Source organism: Ruegeria sp. BI11 (assembly GCF_056538005.1).
On record NZ_JBQFSM010000003.1, the window covers coordinates 44,160 to 66,035 of the forward strand.

The window sequence follows — 21,876 nt, forward strand, 5'->3', positions numbered from 1 at the left end:
CTCCTTCAAATATGTCCAATATCGGTCAGAAAATCACGCAAGAGGGCCGCGTATTCTGCCGGTTGCTCAACGCAGGGCAGGTGACCGGCCCGGCGCATCAGTTCGAATTTCGATCCGGGGATCAGGTCAATAGTCTCGCGCACAAGGTCCGGAGGAGTCGAACCGTCCTCGCTGCCGGCGATTCCAAGCGTCGGCAGGCGCAGGCCGCTGGTTGGTGTGAAGAAATCCGTGCCAGAAATCGCAGCACAGCACCCCAGATAACCGTCAACCGGTTGTCGCACCATCATATTGCGCCACAGGAGGTGGTCTGGCGTGGCGCGGAAACTCTTGGAAAACCAACGCTCCATTGTTGCATCGGCGAGTGCTTCGATACCGCCTTGGCGCACCGCATCCATACGGTCCTGCCAGATTGAGGGGATGCCGATCTTGGCAGCGGTGTTCGACAGCACCAGTGCCCGAACCTGATCCATGCGCTTTACTGCCAATCCCTGCGCGATCAGCCCGCCGATGGACAGACCAACAAAAACGCAATCGCGAACGTCCAGATGATCCAGCAGAGCCTCGGCGTCGCGCACCAGTGCCCCCATGGAATACGGGGCCGGGGGTTGAGACGACAGGCCATGCCCGCGCTTGTCATATCGGATGATCCGCAGGCCTTCGGGCAGATGGGATAGCATTGCGTCCCAAAGACGCAGATCAGTGCCCAGCGAATTGGCAAAGACAATGGGCGCGCCGTTTGGATCACCATCGACGCGATAGTGCAGCTGCACCTCTCCAATATCTGCGATTTGCATGACTCAATCCCCTACGGCCACACCTTAAAGTATCAGGTTGACCTATGCTATAATCATTGTCAGGTCAGGAATTCCAGAGCTTTTCCAAACACTTCTGCGTCCGTGTTTCCGCCCGAGGCGACGACGACTACCGCGTCGCTTTCGATTTCATCCTTACGGAAAAGGGCTGATGCCAGCGATACAGCACCGCCCGGTTCCAGCACGATTTTCAGGCGCAGAAAGGCCAGAGCCATTGCACGCATCGCTTCTTCTTCGGTGACTGACAGACCCGGACCGCACAGGCGTTTTAGAATCGGAAAGGTGATATCGCCGGGTTGTGGCGTCAGGATCGCGTCGCAGATATTGCCCGCAGCGGCCTCGTTGGTCTGAATCTGACCGCTGGCCAATGAACGTTTGACATCGTCAAACCCCTCGGGCTCGCACGTGCGGACCCGCAGGCCGGGTGCGTGACCTTCCAGCGCGAGCGCGATCCCCGAGGACAGCCCGCCACCACCACAGCAAACCAGAACATCCCCCTGTTCAACGCCCATTTCGGACGCCTGTCGGGCAAGTTCCAGCCCAGTGGTGCCCTGACCGGCAATCACAAGCGGTTCATCATAAGGCCGGATCAAAGTCAGGCCGCGTTCGTTGGCCAGGGCCTCGCCAATCTCTTCGCGGCTTTCGTTGGCGCGATCATACAGGACGACCTCGCCCCCCAGTGCGCGCGTGTTGTCAATCTTCAGCTGCGGTGCGTCCGAGGGCATGATGATCACTGACGAAATGCCGTGCCGAGCGGCGGCCAGGGCCACGCCCTGCGCGTGATTGCCCGAGGAATAGGCGATCACGCCGCGCTTTGGTTCCGTGGCTTTCAGCGCCGAGATCGCCGACCACGCGCCGCGAAATTTGAAACTGCCGGTATGTTGCAGGCATTCCGGCTTTACCAGCACCCTGCGCCCAGCCAATTCGTCCAGAAAGGGCGACGTCAACAACGGCGTTTCCCGAACGTGGCTCCGCAGCCGATCGGCGGCGGCTTCGATCATCTCCAACGTGCTCATACGGTGTCCAATACTTTTCGGATAAGTGCCAAAGACTGCGGTTCGTCGAGAAACGGCACATGACCGCGATCTGGTATTTCCGCAGAGATAAGACCGGGGTGACGTTTGTGCATCTCAGCCAGCGTGTCCTTGCCGAGGACATCTGAATATTCCCCCCGGATGACACCGGTTGGAATGTCGCGCAGGCCTTCGAAGAACATCCACAAATCCGGAGGAGCACCGGCTGCTGATTGTTCCATAAGTGCTGTCCGCAATGTAGGGTCGTAGCGTAGGGTCAGGCCACCTTCGGTCTGTTCGTACTGGATTTCTGCCTGCCGCCGCCATCGATCCAGCGAAACACCAGGGAATTGCGGCTCCATCACCTGCTGCAAGATCAATGCGGCCTCATCATAGGTTTTTGAGATTGGCTGTTTGCCCACGTAATCCATGATTTTGGCAATACCCACGGGGTCGATCACCGGGCCGACATCATTCAGAATCACTCCGGAAAGCCGCTCGGGGTGGCTGACGGCCAGCGCCATGGCAATCAGCCCACCTCGCGATGTGCCTAAGACAACCACACGGTCCAATCCCAGATGACCCAGCAGTTCGACTACATCAAGAGATTCGCGGACGACGTTGTAATTCATGTAGTCCGGGTCATGCTCAGATTGCCCGCGCCCCCGGTAATCAATCGTGATCATCCGCAGATCGGCGATATGCGGTGCAAGGAACGCGAAATCCCGGCCGTTGCGGGTAAGCCCGGGAAGGCACAGCACCGGAGTGCCGGTCCCGGAGTCCTCAAAGAAAAGACGCCTGTCGTCAGAAGTGGTGAAAAAAGGCATTAAAGTCCGGCCAGTTGAGGGATCGTCGTCAGGTCGGACAGTACATGTGCAGGCTTCCATGGCAAGCGGTCCATTGGCTCACCTGCACGATTAACCCATGCGGTCACAAATCCGTACCCGGTGGCACCGGCAGCGTCCCATCCGTTCGAGCTGACAAAAAGTACCTCGTCACGGGCACAGTCGAAACGCTGCTGCACCAGATCGTATACACTGGAATGAGGTTTGAAGACGCCGACGCTTTCGACCGACAGCACATCGTCCAGCACGCCGCCGATTCCGGCCGATTGCACAGCGCCATCCAACATGGGCGGTGATCCATTGGACAGAATCGCAGTATTCAGCCCACCCTCTTTCAGAGTCGTCAGCATCTGCGGCACTTCCGGATAGGCTTGCAATTCCCAATACAGGTCCAGCAGGCGCTGGCGCAGGGTGGAATCGCCCTCAAGCCCGGTGGCTTCCAGAGCCCAGTCCAGCCCGTCCTGTGTCACGTCCCAGAAATCGGCATGGGCATCGGTGATCGCGCGCAGCCAGGTGTATTGCAACTGTTTCAGCCGCCAGTGATTGGCCAGTTCGGGCCATTTCTGTTGCAGTTTCTCATACCCCGGTTCGGCTGCAGCTTGTCGTGCGGCTGCGGCCACGTCGAACAGCGTGCCGTAGGCATCGAATACGCATGTGGTGATCGGCATCAAATCCCCTCCCTCAATCGGGCGCAGGGTGGCACAAGTGGTGCATTCACAAAAGGGGGAAGGGTTTACAATACCGTGTCACCCCCTAGGGTTGGCGGCTCATTTTCTTAACGGCCGGAGGCCACCTATGACCGAGATCAAGCAAGGCGACACGGTTCGCATCCATTACAAAGGTACTTTGCTGGACGGAAACGTGTTCGACAGTTCCGAAGGGCGCGATCCGCTGGAATTCGTGGTTGGGTCCGGTCAGATCATTCCCGGTCTGGATACGGCCATGCCCGGTTTGACGGCGGGTGAGAAAAAGCGGGTCGAGATTGCCTGTGTGGATGCCTATGGCCCGATCAACCCGGCAATGCGTCAGCAGATCCCGCGTGAAGGGATACCGGATGACATCCCGCTAGAGCCTGGCACTCAATTGCAGATGCAGACACCGGATGGGCAGGCATTGCCTGTGACTGTGGTGGAAGCGGATGACGCAACTGTTACCCTGGATGCCAATCATCCCCTGGCAGGGCAGGATCTGATTTTCGATATCGAGGTTGTTTCGATCAACTGAACGACTTGGGTCAGAATGTTGGATCAGCCTGAAATCAGGCTGGTCCAAGATGTGAGGGCCGTGCGTACGTCCGGCTGTGTGAAGAACACAAACAGCATCAACAGTGTGGTCAGGGCCAATAACGCGATCCGTCCGCGTTGACCAAGAAAACCCGATTTGCGCCGGGACGCCCGTGTGGTGGTGGCGATGATTTGTTCTGCTTTGCTCATGCCGCTATCCGTGCCCGTGAAAGATGGTTAAATCTGGGCGCGGGCAGGGAAAGATCGGGTCACATGTGATCGGGTTGCGGCATGCCCAGAACGTGGAACCCACCGTCGACTCGAATGATCTCGCCCGAGGTACAAGCCCCAGCGTCCGAAGTCAGGTAAACGGCGGTGCCACCGACCGCTTCAAGCGTGGCGTTCGCGCGCATCGGTGCGTTCTGATCGCAGAACTTATAGGTCTTGCGTGCGCCGCCGATAGCCGCGCCTGCCAGCGTTTTCATCGGGCCGGGTGAGATGGCGTTCACGCGGATGCCTTCGGGGCCCAGGTCATTTGCCAGATAGCGCGTCGCCGATTCCAGTGCGGCCTTAGCCACGCCCATGACGTTGTAGTTTGGCACGACCCGGTTCGAACCCTGATAGGTCAGTGTCAACAGCGAGCCGCCATTGTCCTTCATCAGCGGGTAAGCGCGGCGTGCAACTTCGATAAAGGAATAGGCGGAAACATCCATGGAATGTTTGAAATTTGCCCGGGTGGTGTTCAGAAAGCGGCCCGTCAGTTCGGACTTGTCCGAATAGGCAATCGCGTGCACCACGAAGTCGATGCTCGGCCAGCGTGCGCCTAGTTCCTCGAACGCGCGGTCCAGTGAGGCGTCGTCGGTGACATCCGCATCCACCATGAAGTCGCTGCCCAGGCTTTGCGCCAGTGGTTCCAACCTTTTGCCGAACGCTTCACCTTGATATGTGAACGCCAGTTCCGCGCCGGCTTCGTGCATAGCCTTGGCAATGCCCCACGCAATCGAGCGGTCATTTGCCACGCCCATGATCAGGCCGCGTTTGCCCTTGAGAGTATCCGACATCGTATTCACCCGTTATACTTTGACAGAACCATGGACCCGTTGGTGCCACCAAAGCCGAAGCTGTTGGTCATCACGCTGTCCAAGCCTGCGTTTTCAACTACTTGAGTTGCAATTTCACCGGGCAGGATGCCTTCGGCAAGTGTGTCGACGTTGATCGACGGAGTAATGAAATCATGGTGCAGCATCAGCAGGCAGAAGACCGCCTCAAGCGCGCCTGCTGCCCCTTGTGCATGGCCCGTCATCGACTTGGTCGATGAAATCGGGGGTACGTTGCCTTCGCCAAAGATACGGCGAACGGCTTCGACCTCTCCCACATCGCCAACCGGGGTCGAGGTGCCATGGGCGTTGATGTAGTCGACCTTGCGGCCTTCAGGCAGGGTCGACAAGGCCAACCGCATGGCGCGCTCGCCACCTTCACCGGACGGGGCCACCATGTCGTGGCCGTCCGAGGTTGCTGCGTAACCGGTTACTTCGGCATAGATTTTGGCACCGCGGGCCAACGCGTGTTCCAATTCCTCAAGCACGACGATGCCGCCGCCGCCGGAAATCACGAACCCGTCGCGATTTTGGTCAAACGCGCGCGAAGCTTTTTCTGGCGTGTTGTTGTATTTCGAGGACATCGCGCCCATCGCGTCGAACAGACAGGACAGGGTCCAGTCCAGCTCTTCGCCGCCGCCAGCAAAAACGATATCCTGCTTGCCCAACATAATCTGTTCGGCTGCGTTGCCGATGCAATGCAGCGAGGTCGAGCAGGCGGAAGTTATCGAGTAGTTCAATCCTTTGATCTTGAACGCAGTCGCCAGGTTCGCGGAAATTGTCGAGCACATGCACTTTGGCACCGCAAACGGTCCGATCCGCTTGGTCGCGCCGGTTTTCAACACCGTCTGATGCGCCGTCAGCATAGCGCTGGTTGACGGGCCGCCCGATCCGGCCACAAGCCCGGTGCGCGGGTTCTGTACCTGATCTTCGGTCAGGCCGGAATCGGCAATCGCCTGGGTCATGGCAATATGGGCATAGGCCGCGCCGGGCCCCATGAAGCGTAGGGTGCGCTTGTCTACATGCTCGGATACATCGATATCCAGCGATCCGGCGATCTGGCTACGAAAGCCATGTTCGACCATCTGTTCATTGGCCACGATGCCGGACTTCCCGGCCTTGAGTGAGGCGAGAACCTCTTCGGCATTGTTCCCGATGGAAGAGACAACCCCCAAACCGGTGACAACTACTCGACGCATGTGCGTGCTCCTTATTTCAGGCCGGTCCGGCTTAGGCTTCGGACAGAACGACTTTCATGTCTTTGACGTCGTAAATCATTTCGCCGTCCGCTTCGACGATACCATCTGCCACGCCCATGGTCAGGCGCCGGGTCTGGATCGCTTTTTTGAAATCAATCTTATAGGTCAGCATCTTGCGGTCCGGACGCACCATGCCGGTCAGCTTAACCTCGCCCACGCCCACGGCCATGCCGCGTCCCTGCCAGCCACGCCAGCCCAGGTTGAAACCGGTTAGCTGCCACAGACCGTCGAGGCCCAGACAGCCGGGCATGATCGGGTTGCCGGGGAAGTGGCAGTCAAAGAACCACAGATCCGGAGTAATATCGAATTCGGCCAGTACGTGGCCTTTTCCGTGTGCGCCGCCATCTGCCGAAATATCGGTGATGCGGTCCATCATCAGCATCGGCGGAGCAGGTAGCTGCGCGTTGCCGGGGCCGAATAACTCGCCACGGGCGCATTTCAGCAGATCGTCCTTGTCAAAGCTGCTCGGGAATTGGGCCATTCTGCCGCCTCTCCTGCCAGGGGTCCGTTTATCTAATCTGGCCTCACCTAGCACCCGTATGCAAGGTCCTGCAAGAGCGGTCGCCCACATCATGTTGTGTTCAGTGCATTCTTTGCGAATGAATTTCATTTGAAATTGCCTAACCGGAACCCTTATATATACTTCAGCAAAGAACAGGTATCGGATTCATGACACCTCAGAGCCAGAACATAGCCACAACCTGGTTGGTCGACGCAGGATTGCGCCCGACGCGTCAGCGCGTTGCCTTGGCCGAATTGTTGGTGGGCGACGGCAAACATCGCCATGTCACGGCGGAAAGCCTGTTTGATGCGGCCAAAAAGAACGGCGATGCCGTTTCACTTGCGACCGTCTACAACACCCTGCGCGCGTTCTGCGAGGCCGGGGTGCTGCAGGAAATCACGGTGGACGGGTCCAAAAGCTATTTCGACACCAATACCCATGATCACCCCCACTTTTTCTGGGAGGATGAGAGCCGTCTGAGCGATGCGCCCTCGGATCAGTTGGTGATTCAGCGTCTGCCCGAAGCGCCCGAAGGGGTTGAAATCGCGTCGGTCGATGTCGTGATCCGCCTGCGGAAAAAATAATCTTACGGTTTTAGATCGGATAACGCCCGCTCGGCGGTCTCAATCTGTGCGTCCGTGGGGCCTGTGCCATGCCGGGCCAACACGACGGGTTCTGCTGTGAACGGGTCCGACACGGGCAGGCTGAGCAGGGGCTTCTTGTCATAGCTGATTTTGGTTGGCGGATTGGCGTAGCTGATCGCAACGCCTTCGCCATGCGCCGCAAGGCTACGCTGAATTTCCAACGAACCCGCGCGATGTGCAACCGTTGGGTTTTGCCCGATTTTTCGAAACAGCCCGAGCATATGCTGCGCCGAAAGCCCTTCTTCTGACAGGATCAGTGGATAGGTCGCCAAATCCTGCAGGGAAACGTTGTCCTGAACTGCCAAAGGATGATCCGGGGACATCAGGGCATGCGGCGTGCTGGTGAACAGCGTCTGCTGGGTAAAGCCCGCATCCATTCTCAGCCCATACGTCAGCGCCAAGTCGATCCGCCCGTCAATCAGGCCTGAGATCAGCCCCTCGAAACTGTCCACCCTGTAGGTGATCGCAACGTCCGGCATCTGCACGCGCAACTGGTGCAGAGCGCGTGATAGCAAAAAAGGCGCTAGATCAACAAAGCATCCCAACTGCAACCGCGCCTTGCCCGCACCTGTTTCAGCATTTTCCAACCGGGCGGCGTTGGCCAGCAGCGCCTCGGCCTCTTCGATGAAACTGCGCCCTTGCGGTGTCAGCGCCATAGCTGCCCCCCGTCTGCGGGCGAACAGGGGGTAGCCCAATTGTTCTTCGACTCGCGTCAACGCATTAGACAACGCGGGCTGCGAGACATTCAGATGCTGCGAGGCGGCAGACAGGCTGCCATGGCGCCCGATGGCGCAGACATATTCATATTGGCGCAAGGAAATATATAACATGAAGTTAAGTGTATCTTTGAAAGATATGACTTGAACAGAGGGCTTTCCCATGTGCAGATCACCCAACCAAACGGCACGGAGACCGACATGACGCACCCTCTGGTCACGCAAGAGATGATTGACACTTATCAGCAGGACGGGGTTGTCCTGATCAAGGGCTTGTTTACCGATCAAGTCGAAAAGCTACGTGAAGGCGTTGCCGCGAACATGGCCGAACCGGGCCCCTATGCGTCGGAAAATAAGAAACAGGGTGAGACCGGTCTGTTCTTTGACGATTACTGCAACTGGTCACGGATAGAGCAGTTTCGGGATGTGATCGAAACTTCTCCGGCGGCCGAGGTCGCAGCGGATCTGATGCAATCGCAAACCGTACAGATGTTTCACGATCACGTTCTGGTCAAAGAGCCCGGCACCTCGATGGCGACACCGTGGCACCAGGACGGGCCGTATTATTTCGTCGAGGGGCAGCAGACCATCAGCTTCTGGTCGCCGCTGGACCCGGTGAAAAAGGCGACGCTGCGCTGCGTGGCGGGGTCTCATCGTTGGGAAAAAGAGGTTCTGCCGACCCGCTGGGTGTCGGAAGAGGGGTTCTTTCCCGATGATGGCCAGTACATTCCCGTTCCGGACCCGGACGCCGAAGGCATGAGGGTCGTGGAATTCGAAATGGAACCAGGTGACGCGGTTGCATTTAATTACCGCACCCTACACGGTGCACGGGGAAATCAGTCCGACAGCCGTCGCCGAGCGTTTTCGCTGCGCCTGGTCGGGGATGACGCACGGTATGTGGAGCGCCCGGGCCGAACCTCACCGCCCTTTCCAGGTCACGATATGACTCCGGGTCAGCGTCTGCGCGAAGACTGGTTCCCGGTACTGCTGCGGCGCTGAGGTCGGGTTCAGAACCACTGACCCGATTCGATCAGTCCGAGGTCGAGGAGTTGGCCGGATTTCCACTGAAACGGCACCGAGTTGTGCCAGCAGAAACTTGGGATATCGAAGGTGGACCCGGCGTTGGTTTTCAACGCTTTGGCCGCGCGGAACGAACACACAGCCGCCGTCATATTGTGATGCCACGGACAGGAATAGGTGTTGTATTCCGGCTCGCTAAAGGTGTGGTCGGGTCGTAACTCTAGCCCCTTGCGCGACTTAAACAATGCGATCCGGTCAATGCGGCGCCGTTCGTAAGGGATGTGGTCTTCGAACCGCCAACGCAGGCCGCCGGACATGTCCAACTGCCGTTCGACCGGGTGACCTTCGGCGTCATGACGGGTATGGGCGTAATATCCTGTGCTGTCCAACATCGCGCGATCCGGGGCTACTCCGTTTGGAAAGGCGTCCAGGTCGTCGGCATAAAGATCGACCACGTGGCTGAGCATCGCGTCGCGACGCTCCTCGGCATGGAATGCCAGCAATTCACCCACTGTGCGGGTCTCGCAAAACGGAAAAAACAGGTATTCGGCATTATAACAGTAATACATCCAGATACCCGGCGCGGCCTGAATGATCCTGTTGATGGTGTCGAACACAATCTTGCTGGGCACGCAGGTCATAGTGATCCTGTGGATGCGGTCAGACAATTCAGAATCCAGCGCAAAATCCTGTGGCATGAAGGTAATCACGGATTTGAACCCCAGATGCAGATGATGGCGCAGAGTGCTGTCGACCTCGACTTTATCTTCAATGAAGATCAGCGCGACAGGGCCTTTGGCCATGACGGATTTGCCTGAGGCGAGGAAATCATCGAGAGAGTCGTAGTGCATTGCCTGTCCGGTTCCACTTTGCTGGAATCTGCGGTCAAAATCGGGTATCCGCCTCGGCATTGCAAGCGGCGTTCGTAGGGTATAGATGACGCCGATCCCGCCAGCGCAAAGGCCATACCCATGTCGGAACCCAAAAAGCTGTATATCAAAACCTATGGTTGCCAGATGAACGTCTACGACAGCGAGCGCATGTCCGAGACGCTGGGTGGGCAGGGATATGTGGAAACCAAAAGCCCCGATGATGCGGATATGATCCTGCTGAACACCTGCCATATCCGGGAAAAGGCCGCCGAAAAGGTCTATTCCGAATTGGGTCGATTCAAAGGATTGAAGGCGGAAAAGCCGGACCTCAAGATCGGTGTGGCAGGGTGTGTGGCGCAGGCCGAGGGCGAAGAGATCATGCGCCGGCAGCCGCTGGTCGATCTGGTCGTCGGGCCGCAAAGCTATCACCGCCTGCCCGAGATGGAGGCGAAGACCCGCACCGGTGCCAAAGCGCTCGACACGGATTTCCCCGAAGAGGACAAGTTCGAAAAGCTAAAAAACCGCCCCAAGGCCAAGCGTGGCCCGACGGCGTTTCTGACCGTGCAGGAAGGCTGTGACAAATTCTGTGCCTTCTGTGTGGTGCCCTATACCCGTGGTGCCGAAGTCAGCCGCCCGGCGGATCGCATCATCCGCGAGGCGCATGAACTGGTTGAACGTGGCGTGCGTGAGATCACTCTGCTGGGGCAAAACGTCAATGCTTATCATGGGGCCGGTGCCAACGGAGACATGACGCTGGCCGGGCTGATCTGGGAGTTGAACAAGGTCGACGGGCTGGAACGCATCCGCTTTACCACATCGCACCCAAATGACATGGCCGATGACTTGATCGAGGCACACGGAACCTGCGAGAAGTTGATGCCGTATCTGCATCTACCGGTTCAGTCGGGTTCGGACCGCATCCTCAAGCGCATGAACCGCAGCCACACCGCCGAAAGCTATCTGCGTCTGATCGAGCGTATCCGCGCCTCACGTCCCGATATTGTCATGTCCGGTGACTTCATCGTCGGCTTCCCCGAAGAGACCGAAGAGGATTTCCAGGCCACTATGGACCTGGTTGAGGAGGTCAAATACGGCTACGCCTATTCCTTCAAATACTCGACACGCCCGGGAACACCCGCGGCCGAGCGACCTCAGGTCGATCCCGATGCGGCTGACAATCGCCTGCAACGCCTGCAGGCCCTGATCACCCAGCATCAGCGGGAAATTCAGGATGCAATGGTAGGGCGTAAGGTCAAGGTTTTGTTTGAAAAATCTGGACGGCTGCCAGGACAGATGGTCGGAAAATCCGAGTATTTACATTCGGTTCACGTGTCTGATGCCGATGTCGCAGTTGGTGATTTGAGGGAAGTTCAGATCACTGATTCAGGGGCGAATTCGCTGGCTGGGGCACTGATCTGATGCCTTTGGAAAGTGCTGTTTAAAAGTCATAGTGGGTATTTGTTCCAAAAATTAACCCTTGATTTATCGCTGATATCTATGCTCGGACAAAAGCCGGACGTATTTGGGGAAAAGGGTTTCTGTTTCCTGAAATTCAGGTCGGTGCTGACCCGGTTGTCGGGTCGGGACGATGGAGGGTACGAGTGAAATTCCTGACACGTTACTTTGGCCAGAAAGGCCGGTTTGTTTTTCCGACGGTGCTGGTGCTCTCACTTTTTTCCAGCGCGACGGTTGCGGGCAACCTCGAGAAGGGTGTGACCGATCCTCCGGTCGTCAGTCCAAAGCGGTATGGCAGCGATGTGAGCGCGTTTTATGTCGGCCTGAGTGGGGCCTATGCATCGGGTGGGACAGACCGAGTCGGTTTGCGTACTCCGGCGGGTTTGTTCGAAATCGGAGAGCTGGACCTGAGTGGTGGCTACGGCGGTGTCCGAGGCGGTTGGCGCGGTGTTCTTCCAGCCATTGGTGGACGGGACTACGTTTATGGTTTCGAACTCGGATATGATTTCGGAAAGATTGACGATGAAGTGTCGACCGATATTGCAAGCGTAACGGTCACAGGTGGATCCGAGGTTTCGGACATCCTGTCGCTGAAGTTTCGCAATGGTCTCACCAACAAAAGCGGCACGGTTCTGTATTTTGTCTCGGTCGGATACGTGCAAGGTGACGTCACGACCACAAGCGGTCTGGCTTCTGGGGGCACGCTTCAATCCTTTGAAGAAAGTGACTCGCGCGACGGGTATTCCGTCAGTATTGGCGCTGAACACAGCCTGAACGACAACTGGTCGATTACAGGTGAATTTGAATACGTGCAGTTTGACTCGCGCGATGTAGAGTTTGGCAATGGATTCTCAACTAAATCCACGCCGCGTTATCGTGGTTTGCGCTTTGGATTGAACTACACTTTCTAAAAGTGTCAGCGATTGGGGCAAGGCGCGGCTGCGTCTGGCTTCGGCGGTTTTACCATCCGATTGGGAAAAATTGAAACTGTGGCTTGCGCCCACCGAGACTTGTTGTCTACGCTCAGGGTATAAACGCCAAGACAGGAGAACGGATTGGCCATCGGTGCCCTTACCCCACCGCAAGATGACATGCCCCAACGCGAGGCGTTTGTTGAATTCCCTGACAATCGGTTGCTGATTGATTTGTGCGGTGAGTATGACCGCAACCTGACCGAAATCGAACAAAAGCTGTCAGTCCAGATCGTGCGCCGTGGCAATCAGTTGGTTGTCATGGGCGACGAAGATTTGCAGAAGCAGGCGATTGAAGTGCTGCAGGCCCTCTATACTCGTCTGGAAGGTGGTCGCGATGTCGAGGCCGCAGATGTGGATCGCGAATTGCGGATGGGTGGTTCGGAACAGGGAACTGGCAGCCGCGACGGTGATCAGCTTGAGATGTTCAAAGGCGGAACGGTCGAGATAAAGACCCGTAAAAAGTTGGTCGAGCCACGCACCGATGCGCAAAAAGCCTATGTTCAGTCGCTGTTTAGTAACGAGCTGGCTTTTGGAATCGGTCCTGCGGGCACGGGTAAAACCTATCTGGCCGTTGCCGTTGGCGTGTCGATGTTCATCGGCGGGCATGTGGATCGGATTATCCTCAGCCGCCCCGCGGTCGAGGCCGGGGAAAAGCTGGGCTATCTGCCCGGTGACATGAAGGACAAGGTCGATCCGTATATGCAGCCGCTATACGATGCGCTGAACGACTTTCTGCCCGGTAAGCAGCTGGCCAAACTGATCGAGGAAAAACGCATCGAAATCGCACCGCTGGCCTTTATGCGCGGGCGAACTTTGGCCAATGCGTTTGTCGTGTTGGATGAGGCACAGAACGCCACAACTATGCAGATGAAAATGTTCCTGACCCGTCTGGGTGAAGGCAGCCGTATGGTGATCACCGGTGACCGCTCGCAGGTGGACCTGCCACGCGGAGTTCAGTCGGGGCTGCAAGATGCGGAACGTTTGTTGAAAACGATCGCAAATATCAGCTTTAACTACTTCACCTCGAAGGATGTGGTCCGCCACCCGCTTGTCGCCGCCATTATCGAAGCGTATGAGGCCGACTCGGGCCGTGAGACGGGGTAATCGTCCGCGGCCGCAGGCTTTGGACGTGGTTACATGAACCTTGAACTGACAATTGAGGATTCACGCTGGCAGGGACTGGAACCCTTGGCTACGCGCGCCATTCAGGTGGTGCTGGACCATTGCGATCTTGATGCGGATCTATGCGAAGTCAGCCTGCTGGCCTGTGATGATGCGCGGATTGCTGAGCTGAATGCAGAATTCCGGGAAAAGCCTACGCCGACCAACGTACTCAGTTGGCCCGCCGAAGAGCTGGCTGCTGAGGAACCTGGTCAGAACCCGACGCCGCCCGCGCCAGATTTCACCGGTGAGATTGCACTGGGCGATATCGCGATTGCCTACGACACCTGCGCGCGTGAAGCAGAAGAGGCCGGGAAAACTATGGATGATCACGTCACGCACCTGATCATTCACGGAACGTTGCATTTGCTGGGCTATGATCACATTCGTGACCCCGACGCCACTTTGATGGAAACGGTTGAGGTCGCTATACTTGGCAAAATGGGTATCGATGACCCATATAATACGTAGACGGGCCATCTAGGCCGATTATTTGGAACAGGATTATGGGCGAGACAGACGGCAGTTCTATGGCGGCGCAGGGCGCGCAATCCAGGAACGGCGGTGAAGATAGCAAAGAGAAAGCCGGTTTCTTTTCTCGAATAGTGGACGCGTTTTCGCCGCAGGGCGAGGATGAAGAGAGCCAGGTGACCAACGGTCATGATGTCGACAAGACACAGCCGCGTGGCATGATCAACCTGCGGCGGATGCGGGTTGAGGACGTGGCCATCCCGACGGCCGAGATCATCTCGGTCCCTTCAACAATCACCAAGGATGAGCTGGCGCAGTTGTTCCGCGAAAGCGGTTTGTCGCGGATTCCGGTTTATGAGGGCACGCTGGACACGCCATTGGGGTTCGTCCACCTGAAAGACTTTGCCCTGACCCATGGGTTCAACGGCGGGTCCAGTGAATTCGATTTGCTCACGATGCTGCGGACGTTGCTGTTCGTGCCGCCTTCGATGCCGATTGGGGTTCTGCTGACCAAGATGCAAACTGAACGACGCCATATGGCGTTGGTGATCGATGAATATGGTGGTGTCGACGGGCTGTTGACGATTGAGGATTTGATCGAACAGGTTGTTGGTGAAATTGCCGATGAACATGACGCGGATGAAGATCAGCTTTGGGTTCAGGAAAAGCCCGGCTGCTATATCGTTCAGGCCCGCGTCCCGCTGGAAGAGTTTGAGGCCGAGATTGGGCGCTCGCTGACCAGTCACGAAGACGTGGACGAAGAAGAGATCGACACGTTGGGCGGTCTGGTCTTTATGCTGTCGGGCCGGGTGCCAGCGCGGGGTGAAGTTGTCTTGCATCCCGAAGGCCCTGAATTCGAGGTGATTGACGCCGATCCGCGCCGGATCAAGCGGCTGCGTGTCATGTTGCCGGACCTCGCTGCATGAACCCTTCACAGGGCTGGAACATTTGGCTGAGATGCGCTCTGGCCGCCCTTTTGGGTGCGTTGGCGGCGTTTGGCCTGGCACCCTTTGGCGTGTGGGCTGCAACGCTGCTTGCGCTGGTGCTGCTCGCTCCGTTGTTTCTGTCGACCGAAACGCGGGGAAGGGCTGCCTGGGTGGGCTGGGCATTTGCCACCGGGTATTTCGCACATGGCCTCAGCTGGATTGTCGAGCCGTTCTTCGTGGACGCTGAACGGCATGCCTGGATGGCGCCCTTTGCCTTGGTCTTCATGGCGGGGGGGCTGGCCCTGTTCTGGGCGCTGGCCTTTTGGGTCGCGCGGCGACCAAAGGGTGGCGCAGTCGCGCAGGCCGTCTATCTGGCTGTGGTCGTGTCACTGGCGGAATTCGCCCGCGGCTATGTGCTGACGGGGTTTCCGTGGGCAGGGCTGGCGCAGGTATGGGTCGGCTCGCCAGTGGCCCAACTTTTGTCATTGTTCGGGCCATACGGTCTAGGCGCGCTGACCCTGTTGGCGACGTTGCCCCTGGGGGCGGCGCTGACGCAACGCAGCGGGTTTGCTTGTTCGCTTGGGCTGACTGGTGGCGCCGCCTGTTTGGCGCTAGGCTATGCTGCCACACGCCCCGCGGTTATGGAAACCGACCACGTTGTGCGCTTGATCCAGCCTAATGCCCCGCAGCATCAGAAGTGGGATCCGGATTACGCCCCCTTGTTCTTTGCGCGTCAGATTGAATTTACGGCGGCGCAGCCCCGGCCCGATCTAATTATTTGGCCCGAAACTTCAATACCTGCGTGGCTTGGCAGCGCGCAACCTTACTTGAACGCCGTTGCCGACGCAGCACAAGGCACGCCGGTGTTCCTGGGTATTCAGCGGGGCGACGGGCCACGCATCTACAACTCGATGATCTATTTGAATGAACAGGGCCAGCAGCAAGGTCTGTATGACAAGCACCATTTGGCCCCGTTTGGGGAATACGTCCCGTTCGGCGAGGTGATGGCAAAGTTCGGTATCTATGGCATGACCGCCACCACCGGTAATGGTTTCAGCGCGGGGCCGGGGGCCGCGTTAATGGATGCGGGCAAGCTGGGCAAGGCGTTGCCGCTGATCTGTTATGAAGCCGTGTTCACGCAGGATGTACTGTCTGCCCCGGGGCGCGCGGATTTCCTGTTGCAGATCACCAATGACGCTTGGTTCGGCACAAGATCCGGCCCTTATCAGCATCTGGTGCAAGCTCAGATGCGCGCGATCGAGCAGGGTCTGCCGATGATGCGGTCGGCCAATACCGGGGTATCGGCGATGATTAATCCGTTGGGGCGCATCACACAGGCGCTGCCCCTGAACCAGGCCGGATTTATCGACGCAAAGCTGCCTGCTCCGTTTGCTCCTACCGTGTATTCCAGAATTGGGGATGTTCCGGTCTTTGCCCTGCTGGTCGCCCTGTTCGCGCTGCTTTGGCGCAACGCCCGGCGGGGACACGAATAATTATCGATTGACCCTGTGTTTGTGTGGGCGTATCCCCTCGGGTGCCTGTCACAACGGCTTCCTGGCGTGATGGGGAAATCTTAATGGAGCACTTTCATGTCTCGACAGAACTATACTTTTACTTCGGAATCCGTATCCGAAGGGCACCCAGATAAGGTATGTGACCGAATCTCGGATGCTGTACTTGACGCATTTCTGAAAGAAGAACCCGAAGCACGCGTGGCGTGCGAAACCTTTGCTACGACCGACCGTGTCGTCATCGGTGGAGAAGTAGGTCTGTCTGATCAGGAAAAGCTGCACGACTATATGGGCCGCATCGACGAGATTGCGCGCGCCTGTATCAAGGATATCGGCTATGAGCAGGACAAATTTCACCATGAGACCGTAGAGGTGACGAACCTGCTGCACGAACAGTCTGCCCATATCGCGCAGGGTGTGGATGCCTCGGACAACAAGGACGAAGGCGCTGGCGACCAGGGTATCATGTTTGGCTATGCCACTACCGAGACCCCGGCACTGATGCCCGCACCGATCCAGTATTCCCACGCGATTCTGCGCCGTCTGGCCGAAGTACGCAAGAACGGGTCAGAGCCTGCGCTGGGCCCGGATGCGAAATCGCAGCTGTCCGTGATCTATCGCGATGGTAAGCCGGTCGGCGTCAGCTCGATTGTGCTGTCGACCCAACATCTGGATGAGACGCTAACCTCGAAGGATATTCGCGCCATTGTCGAGCCGTACATCGCCGAAACTCTTCCCGAAGGCTGGCTTTCAGCTGAAACCGAATGGCACGTGAACCCCACGGGCAAATTCGTGATTGGCGGACCGGACGGTGATGCCGGTTTGACCGGTCGCAAAATCATCGTTGACACCTATGGTGGTGCCGCACCGCATGGTGGCGGCGCTTTCTCGGGGAAAGATCCGACTAAGGTGGACCGTTCGGCCGCTTATGCCGCGCGGTATTTGGCCAAGAACGTGGTTGCCGCGGGTATGGCTGAACGCTGCACCATCCAGCTGAGCTATGCGATTGGTGTGTCAAAACCGCTGTCGATTTATGCCGACACGCACGGAACAGGTCAAATTGCGGATGCTCAGATCGAAAAGGCCGTAGGGCAGGTGATGGACCTGACTCCGCGCGGTATTCGTGAACATCTGCAGTTGAACAAGCCGATCTATCAGCGCACCGCAGCCTATGGTCATTTCGGCCGTCAGCCTGATGCGGATGGCGGTTTCAGCTGGGAGCGTACCGATCTGACCTACGCGCTGAAGTCGGCGGTCTGACCGTTCCACTATGAAATGGTGCGCTCTTGCGGGCGCGCTCTATTGTTGGAAATGCAATTTTGGGGCGGCGTGTCGGCAGAACTGACGCGACCGCCCCTTGCTTTGGCCCCGCCTGCGCAGTATGGGCTCCGCCATGAGCACCCAGACACCCCAGCGCCCCCGCAGAAACTTCTATGGCCGCTTTAAGGGCAAGGCCCTGAAGCAGAGTCAAAAGACGTATCTGAACGAAGACCTCGATGCCTTGTCGCCGGGTGCGGTGGATTGGGAGGCCAATCCTGAGCGCCATCCGCTGGACCTGAAAGCGCTGTTCGGCGGTAAGGAGGTCTGGCTTGAGGTCGGCTTTGGGGGTGGTGAGCATCTGGTACATCAGGCGGCAAGCAACCCCGATATCGGGATCATCGGGGCCGAGCCCTATATCAACGGTGTTGCCATGTTGCTGGGCAAAATCCGCAAGGCCGGGGTCGAAAACCTGGCCGTCCATCCCGGCGATGCGCGTGATTTGTTCGATGTGCTGCCCGAGGCCAGCATCTCTCGTGCGTTTCTATTATACCCCGACCCGTGGCCCAAGACGCGTCATCACCGTCGGCGTTTTGTGACGCAGGAACACCTGAAACCCTTGGCGCGCGCGCTGAAGCCCGGTTCGATTTTCCGCGTTGCCACCGATATTCCCGACTATGTCCGCCAGACGTTGGAAGAGGTGCCGCGCGCTGGGTTTGAATGGCTGGCTGAGCGCCCTTCTGACTGGCAAGAGCCGTGGGATGACTGGATTTCCACCCGCTATGAGCAGAAGGCTTTGCGCGAAGGCCGGACGCCACATTATCTGACCTTCCGCCGCAAGGACTGATTGCCGCTGGACCAACCGGCCCCAATTCGCTAATCCGCCTTGAACTGATAGCGAAAACAGGAGCCCCCATGTCCGGACACGGCACGCCCATCCCGATGACCTCGCATCCTTGCGGCCCGCTGACCGGCACGGCAGAGGTGCCCGGTGACAAGTCAATCTCGCACCGGTCGCTGATCCTGGGCGCAATGGCGGTAGGTGAAACCAAAATCTCGGGCCTGCTTGAGGGTGAGGACGTACTGGACACCGCCAAAGCGATGCGTGCCTTTGGGGCCGAGGTAACGGATCACGGCGGCGGCGAATGGACCGTGCACGGGGTTGGTGTCGGTGGGTTTGCCGAGCCGGATCAAGTGATCGACTGCGGCAACTCGGGCACCGGAGTTCGTTTGATCATGGGCGCGATGGCGACCTGTCCGATTTCCGCGACCTTTACCGGCGATGCCAGCCTGAACAAGCGACCGATGGCACGCGTCACCGATCCTCTGGCTCTGTTTGGCACGCAATCGGTGGGTCGTTCTGGTGGACGTTTGCCGATGACCATCGTGGGCGCCGCGGAACCCGTCCCGGTCCGCTACGAAGTGCCGGTGCCGTCGGCGCAGGTGAAATCCGCCGTACTGCTGGCCGGTCTGAACGCGCCGGGCAAGACCGTGGTAATCGAGAAAGAGGCCACCCGCGACCACTCGGAACGGATGCTGGCCGGGTTTGGTGCCGAAATTACCGTCGAAGATACCGACGAGGGCCGAGTGATCACCCTGGCCGGTCGCCCCGAGTTGAAACCTCAGGTCATCGCCGTGCCGCGCGATCCATCCAGCGCGGCCTTTCCTGTGTGCGCGGCGCTGATCACGCCGGGCTCGGATGTGCTGGTGCCCGGCATCGGTTTGAACCCCACCCGCGCGGGGCTGTTCACCACGCTGCGCGAGATGGGTGCCGACCTGACCTATGAGAATGAGCGTGAAGAGGGTGGGGAACCCGTCGCTGATCTGCGCGCGAAGTACTCGCCGAATATGAAGGGGATCAACGTGCCGCCGGAACGCGCGGCCTCGATGATCGACGAATATCCGGTGTTGTCCGTGGTTGCGGCTAATGCCACCGGCACCACGATGATGGGCGGCGTAAAAGAGCTGCGCGTCAAGGAAAGCGACCGGATCGACGCCATGGCGCGCGGTTTGCGCGCAAATGGCGTGACCGTGGACGAAGGTGAGGAATGGTGGTCGGTCGAAGGATTGGGTATCGGCAATGTCCCCGGCGGCGGCACATGTGAAAGCTTTCTGGATCACCGAATTGCCATGTCTTTCATGGTGATGGGCATGGGCGCGAAAACTCCGGTATCCGTGGATGATGGCGGACCAATCGCCACGTCGTTCCCGATTTTCGAGCCGCTGATGGCGGCGTTGGGTGCCAAGGTCGAACGCACATGAGTTTCACCGTCGCCATCGATGGTCCTGCGGCGGCGGGCAAGGGGACGATCTCGAAAGGGGTGGCGGCGCAGTTCGGTTTTGCGCATCTGGATACGGGGTTGCTTTATCGTGCGGTAGGGCGTCGAACGCTGGATGGGACTGACCCTGTCGAGGCCGCGCAGGCATTGACTGCTCAAGAGTTGGAACAAGGCGATTTGCGTACGGCTGACATTGCACAGGCGGCCTCGAAAGTTGCTGTGATCCCCGAGGTTCGTGCGGCGCTGGTAGAGTTTCAGCGTTCCTTTGCCCGTCGGGCAGGAGGAGCCGTATTAGATGGGCGCGATATCGGAACGGTGATTTGTCCCGGGGCCGAGGTGAAACTGTTCGTCACCGCCAGTGCCGAGGTACGGGCAGAGCGCCGCTATTTGGAACTCAGCGCAAAGGGTGCCGATGTAACCCGTGAGCTTGTGCTGGCTGATGTGCGTGAACGTGACATGCGGGATGCCGAACGCAGCACGGCTCCGATGAAACCAGCCGCGGATGCTGTGCTGTTGGACACGTCCGATCTGAGTATTGAGGCCGCCTTGGCGCAGGCCGTCGCCCTTGTCGAAAGCAAACACCCCGCGACGTCCTAACGCCGCGGGGAGAGGTGATTACAACTCGCCTACAGCGATAGATTTGATCTGCGCCCACTGATCGTCAGCGGTTTTTGCGGTGGCTGGTACGTCCTTCAGGAATGCAGCACGGGTTTCGGCGTTCAAGAACAGATACAGTTTACCATCGGCAACAAGATACTGATCCGGGTCGCCATCGAATTTCTTACCAACCGATACGCCGAACGAACAGAACCCGCCATGCTGTGGCAGGTAGGCAGTGGGGTTGGCTTCGAACGCTTCGAGATTTGCGGCGCTGGTGAAATAATAGGACGCGCCATCGTAGGTCGACGAATGGGTGGCAAACCCTTCGACCGGGTTACCTTCGTTCACCAGAGCCACCAGATCGACGCCATGTGCGGCCAAAGGCGCGCCTGCGGCAGAGATACCGTTCGAGACGTTGATCTCGTCCGCCGCAAAGGCAGGTGCCGCAATCAGGGGCAGGGTGGCGATCAGGGATGTCAGAACCAGAGACTTCATTGTGTTTTCCTTTCCTGTTCAGGTTCGGGCCGGCGGGGGAGCCAGCCGCTGAAACAAAGCTAGGGGCAGGGATTTGAACGGGCTATCGCAGTAAGAACGGCAAACCTTGCAGATCGTTCAAAGTTAAGGCGGTGCGCGACATACTCTTCACCAAGCTTTGTTTGGTCAGGATGTGGGCGGGTGCCTATGGTAAAGATGTAGACTGCAGGAGAAATGCCATGATCCGTCTAGCCCTAGTATTGATTTTTCTGGCCGGAGGTCTGGCGGCTCAGGAAACCCCTGAGGCCGAGCCGCCTATGGACTACGAACGTCTGGGCAAGATCATCTTTGCGCTTGATCCGGATGCTCAGCCACAGGGGCCGGGGTTCCAACTGACCGTGTCGGATGTGCCAATTCTGGTTATCACTGACGCCAATGCTGACCGGATGCGGGCGATGGTTCCGATCCGCCGCGCCGAAGGGCTGACGCCCGAGGATATGCGCCGCATGATGCAGGCCAATTTCGACAGTGCTCTGGACGCGCGATATGCGATTGCAAACGGCATGCTATGGGCGGCGTTTATCCACCCGTTGTCGCCCTTGGAAAAAGATCAGCTGATCTCGGGGCTGGCGCAGACTGTAAACATCGCCAAGACTTATGGGTCGCTTTATTCCGGAGGCGCCCAGCAGTTCGGGGGCGGCGACAGCGGCAACCTACAGCGTGAACTGATCGACGAGCTTCTCAAAAAGGGCGAGGAGATCTGAG

The 21,876-nt window shown here is 58.2% G+C and carries 25 protein-coding genes and 1 riboswitch; of the genes, 14 read left to right on the top strand and 11 right to left on the bottom strand.

From position 1 onward, the window contains the following. Window positions 1-5: 5 nt before the first annotated feature. The 4 genes from pcaD to ACR0DT_RS08605 are packed head-to-tail and all read right to left on the bottom strand — an operon-like array spanning window position 6 to window position 3,338. Window positions 6-794 (bottom strand): 3-oxoadipate enol-lactonase, encoded by a 789-nt coding sequence (gene pcaD / locus ACR0DT_RS08590; RefSeq protein ID WP_480710328.1) that lies wholly within the window; start codon window positions 792-794, stop codon window positions 6-8. 59 nt (window positions 795-853) lie between these two features. Next, window positions 854-1,828: a threonine ammonia-lyase gene (locus ACR0DT_RS08595; RefSeq protein WP_480710329.1), complete on the bottom strand. Its 975-nt coding sequence runs from the start codon at window positions 1,826-1,828 to the stop codon at window positions 854-856. After that, window positions 1,825-2,652 (bottom strand): alpha/beta fold hydrolase, encoded by an 828-nt coding sequence (locus tag ACR0DT_RS08600; protein WP_480710330.1) that lies wholly within the window; start codon window positions 2,650-2,652, stop codon window positions 1,825-1,827. Before ACR0DT_RS08600 ends, ACR0DT_RS08595 begins: the two co-directional genes overlap by 4 nt. Next, window positions 2,652-3,338, bottom strand: coding sequence for a haloacid dehalogenase type II (locus tag ACR0DT_RS08605; protein ID WP_480710331.1), 687 nt, complete (start codon window positions 3,336-3,338; stop codon window positions 2,652-2,654). The genes ACR0DT_RS08600 and ACR0DT_RS08605 overlap by 1 nt, the downstream gene beginning before the upstream one ends. Before the next feature lie 127 nt (window positions 3,339-3,465). Between ACR0DT_RS08605 and ACR0DT_RS08610 the strand changes: the two genes are divergently transcribed. Further along, on the top strand, window positions 3,466-3,894 hold the full coding sequence (locus ACR0DT_RS08610; RefSeq protein WP_480710332.1) for an FKBP-type peptidyl-prolyl cis-trans isomerase: 429 nt from the start codon (window positions 3,466-3,468) through the stop codon (window positions 3,892-3,894). 23 nt (window positions 3,895-3,917) lie between these two features. On the opposite strand, the gene ACR0DT_RS08615 is transcribed toward ACR0DT_RS08610, so the two are convergent. From ACR0DT_RS08615 to fabA, 4 genes are read right to left on the bottom strand one after another with little or no spacing between them, the layout of a single operon-like run. Beyond that, a complete protein-coding gene (locus ACR0DT_RS08615; protein ID WP_480710333.1) occupies window positions 3,918-4,103 on the bottom strand; it encodes a hypothetical protein in 186 nt (61 codons plus the stop codon). Window positions 4,104-4,162: 59 nt separating this feature from the next. Beyond that, window positions 4,163-4,954 (bottom strand): enoyl-ACP reductase FabI, encoded by a 792-nt coding sequence (locus ACR0DT_RS08620; RefSeq protein ID WP_480710334.1) that lies wholly within the window; start codon window positions 4,952-4,954, stop codon window positions 4,163-4,165. A gap of 5 nt (window positions 4,955-4,959) precedes the next feature. Further along, the gene (gene fabB, locus ACR0DT_RS08625; RefSeq protein WP_480710335.1) at window positions 4,960-6,189 is read right to left on the bottom strand and encodes a beta-ketoacyl-ACP synthase I; all 1,230 of its coding nucleotides are present in this window, start codon (window positions 6,187-6,189) and stop codon (window positions 4,960-4,962) included. A gap of 31 nt (window positions 6,190-6,220) precedes the next feature. Beyond that, window positions 6,221-6,730, bottom strand: a complete 510-nt coding sequence (gene fabA, locus ACR0DT_RS08630) for a bifunctional 3-hydroxydecanoyl-ACP dehydratase/trans-2-decenoyl-ACP isomerase (protein ID WP_170326986.1) — start codon at window positions 6,728-6,730, stop codon at window positions 6,221-6,223. A 188-nt stretch (window positions 6,731-6,918) separates the two neighbouring features. Between fabA and irrA the strand changes: the two genes are divergently transcribed. Continuing rightward, on the top strand, window positions 6,919-7,335 hold the full coding sequence (irrA, locus tag ACR0DT_RS08635; RefSeq protein WP_058283234.1) for an iron response transcriptional regulator IrrA: 417 nt from the start codon (window positions 6,919-6,921) through the stop codon (window positions 7,333-7,335). Between the two features lie 2 nt (window positions 7,336-7,337). On the opposite strand, the gene ACR0DT_RS08640 is transcribed toward irrA, so the two are convergent. After that, window positions 7,338-8,225 carry a LysR family transcriptional regulator gene (locus ACR0DT_RS08640; protein WP_480710336.1) on the bottom strand — a complete coding sequence of 296 codons (888 nt, stop codon included), beginning with the start codon at window positions 8,223-8,225 and terminating at the stop codon, window positions 7,338-7,340. An 87-nt stretch (window positions 8,226-8,312) separates the two neighbouring features. Here ACR0DT_RS08640 and ACR0DT_RS08645 point away from each other — a divergent pair, with 87 nt between their 5' ends. Continuing rightward, a complete protein-coding gene (locus tag ACR0DT_RS08645) occupies window positions 8,313-9,110 on the top strand; it encodes a phytanoyl-CoA dioxygenase family protein (RefSeq protein WP_480710337.1) in 798 nt (265 codons plus the stop codon). Window positions 9,111-9,118: 8 nt separating this feature from the next. Here ACR0DT_RS08645 and ACR0DT_RS08650 read toward each other — a convergent pair whose 3' ends face one another. Further along, window positions 9,119-9,982, bottom strand: a complete 864-nt coding sequence (locus ACR0DT_RS08650) for a hypothetical protein (protein ID WP_480710338.1) — start codon at window positions 9,980-9,982, stop codon at window positions 9,119-9,121. 120 nt (window positions 9,983-10,102) lie between these two features. On the opposite strand from ACR0DT_RS08650, the gene miaB reads away from it, so the two are divergent. The 10 genes from miaB to ACR0DT_RS08700 all read left to right on the top strand — a co-directional run bounded on the left by miaB (window position 10,103) and on the right by ACR0DT_RS08700 (window position 20,634). Continuing rightward, a complete protein-coding gene (miaB, locus tag ACR0DT_RS08655; RefSeq protein WP_480710339.1) occupies window positions 10,103-11,422 on the top strand; it encodes a tRNA (N6-isopentenyl adenosine(37)-C2)-methylthiotransferase MiaB in 1,320 nt (439 codons plus the stop codon). A 182-nt stretch (window positions 11,423-11,604) separates the two neighbouring features. Then, the gene (locus tag ACR0DT_RS08660; RefSeq protein ID WP_480710340.1) at window positions 11,605-12,369 is read left to right on the top strand and encodes an outer membrane protein; all 765 of its coding nucleotides are present in this window, start codon (window positions 11,605-11,607) and stop codon (window positions 12,367-12,369) included. A gap of 144 nt (window positions 12,370-12,513) precedes the next feature. After that, complete coding sequence (locus tag ACR0DT_RS08665; RefSeq protein WP_480710341.1) at window positions 12,514-13,536, top strand: PhoH family protein; 1,023 nt, start codon at window positions 12,514-12,516, stop codon at window positions 13,534-13,536. Between the two features lie 33 nt (window positions 13,537-13,569). Continuing rightward, on the top strand, window positions 13,570-14,064 hold the full coding sequence (ybeY, locus tag ACR0DT_RS08670; protein WP_480710342.1) for an rRNA maturation RNase YbeY: 495 nt from the start codon (window positions 13,570-13,572) through the stop codon (window positions 14,062-14,064). A gap of 35 nt (window positions 14,065-14,099) precedes the next feature. Beyond that, window positions 14,100-14,990: a hemolysin family protein gene (locus tag ACR0DT_RS08675; protein WP_480710343.1), complete on the top strand. Its 891-nt coding sequence runs from the start codon at window positions 14,100-14,102 to the stop codon at window positions 14,988-14,990. Next, the gene (lnt, locus tag ACR0DT_RS08680; RefSeq protein ID WP_480710344.1) at window positions 14,987-16,483 is read left to right on the top strand and encodes an apolipoprotein N-acyltransferase; all 1,497 of its coding nucleotides are present in this window, start codon (window positions 14,987-14,989) and stop codon (window positions 16,481-16,483) included. The genes ACR0DT_RS08675 and lnt overlap by 4 nt, the downstream gene beginning before the upstream one ends. Window positions 16,484-16,525: 42 nt before the next feature. Next, window positions 16,526-16,574: riboswitch (SAM-SAH riboswitch) on the top strand. 5 nt (window positions 16,575-16,579) lie between these two features. Beyond that, complete coding sequence (gene metK / locus ACR0DT_RS08685; RefSeq protein ID WP_480710345.1) at window positions 16,580-17,761, top strand: methionine adenosyltransferase; 1,182 nt, start codon at window positions 16,580-16,582, stop codon at window positions 17,759-17,761. A gap of 133 nt (window positions 17,762-17,894) precedes the next feature. After that, the gene (gene trmB, locus ACR0DT_RS08690; protein WP_480710346.1) at window positions 17,895-18,605 is read left to right on the top strand and encodes a tRNA (guanine(46)-N(7))-methyltransferase TrmB; all 711 of its coding nucleotides are present in this window, start codon (window positions 17,895-17,897) and stop codon (window positions 18,603-18,605) included. A gap of 68 nt (window positions 18,606-18,673) precedes the next feature. Beyond that, window positions 18,674-20,020 (top strand): 3-phosphoshikimate 1-carboxyvinyltransferase, encoded by a 1,347-nt coding sequence (aroA, locus tag ACR0DT_RS08695; protein ID WP_480710347.1) that lies wholly within the window; start codon window positions 18,674-18,676, stop codon window positions 20,018-20,020. Further along, window positions 20,017-20,634, top strand: coding sequence for a (d)CMP kinase (locus ACR0DT_RS08700; RefSeq protein ID WP_480710348.1), 618 nt, complete (start codon window positions 20,017-20,019; stop codon window positions 20,632-20,634). The genes aroA and ACR0DT_RS08700 overlap by 4 nt, the downstream gene beginning before the upstream one ends. Window positions 20,635-20,652: 18 nt before the next feature. Here the strand turns inward: ACR0DT_RS08700 and ACR0DT_RS08705 are convergent, their stop codons facing one another. Next, window positions 20,653-21,132 carry a YHS domain-containing (seleno)protein gene (locus ACR0DT_RS08705; protein WP_480710349.1) on the bottom strand — a complete coding sequence of 160 codons (480 nt, stop codon included), beginning with the start codon at window positions 21,130-21,132 and terminating at the stop codon, window positions 20,653-20,655. A gap of 218 nt (window positions 21,133-21,350) precedes the next feature. Here ACR0DT_RS08705 and ACR0DT_RS08710 point away from each other — a divergent pair, with 218 nt between their 5' ends. After that, a complete protein-coding gene (locus ACR0DT_RS08710) occupies window positions 21,351-21,875 on the top strand; it encodes a hypothetical protein (protein WP_480710350.1) in 525 nt (174 codons plus the stop codon). Window position 21,876 lies beyond the last annotated feature (1 nt).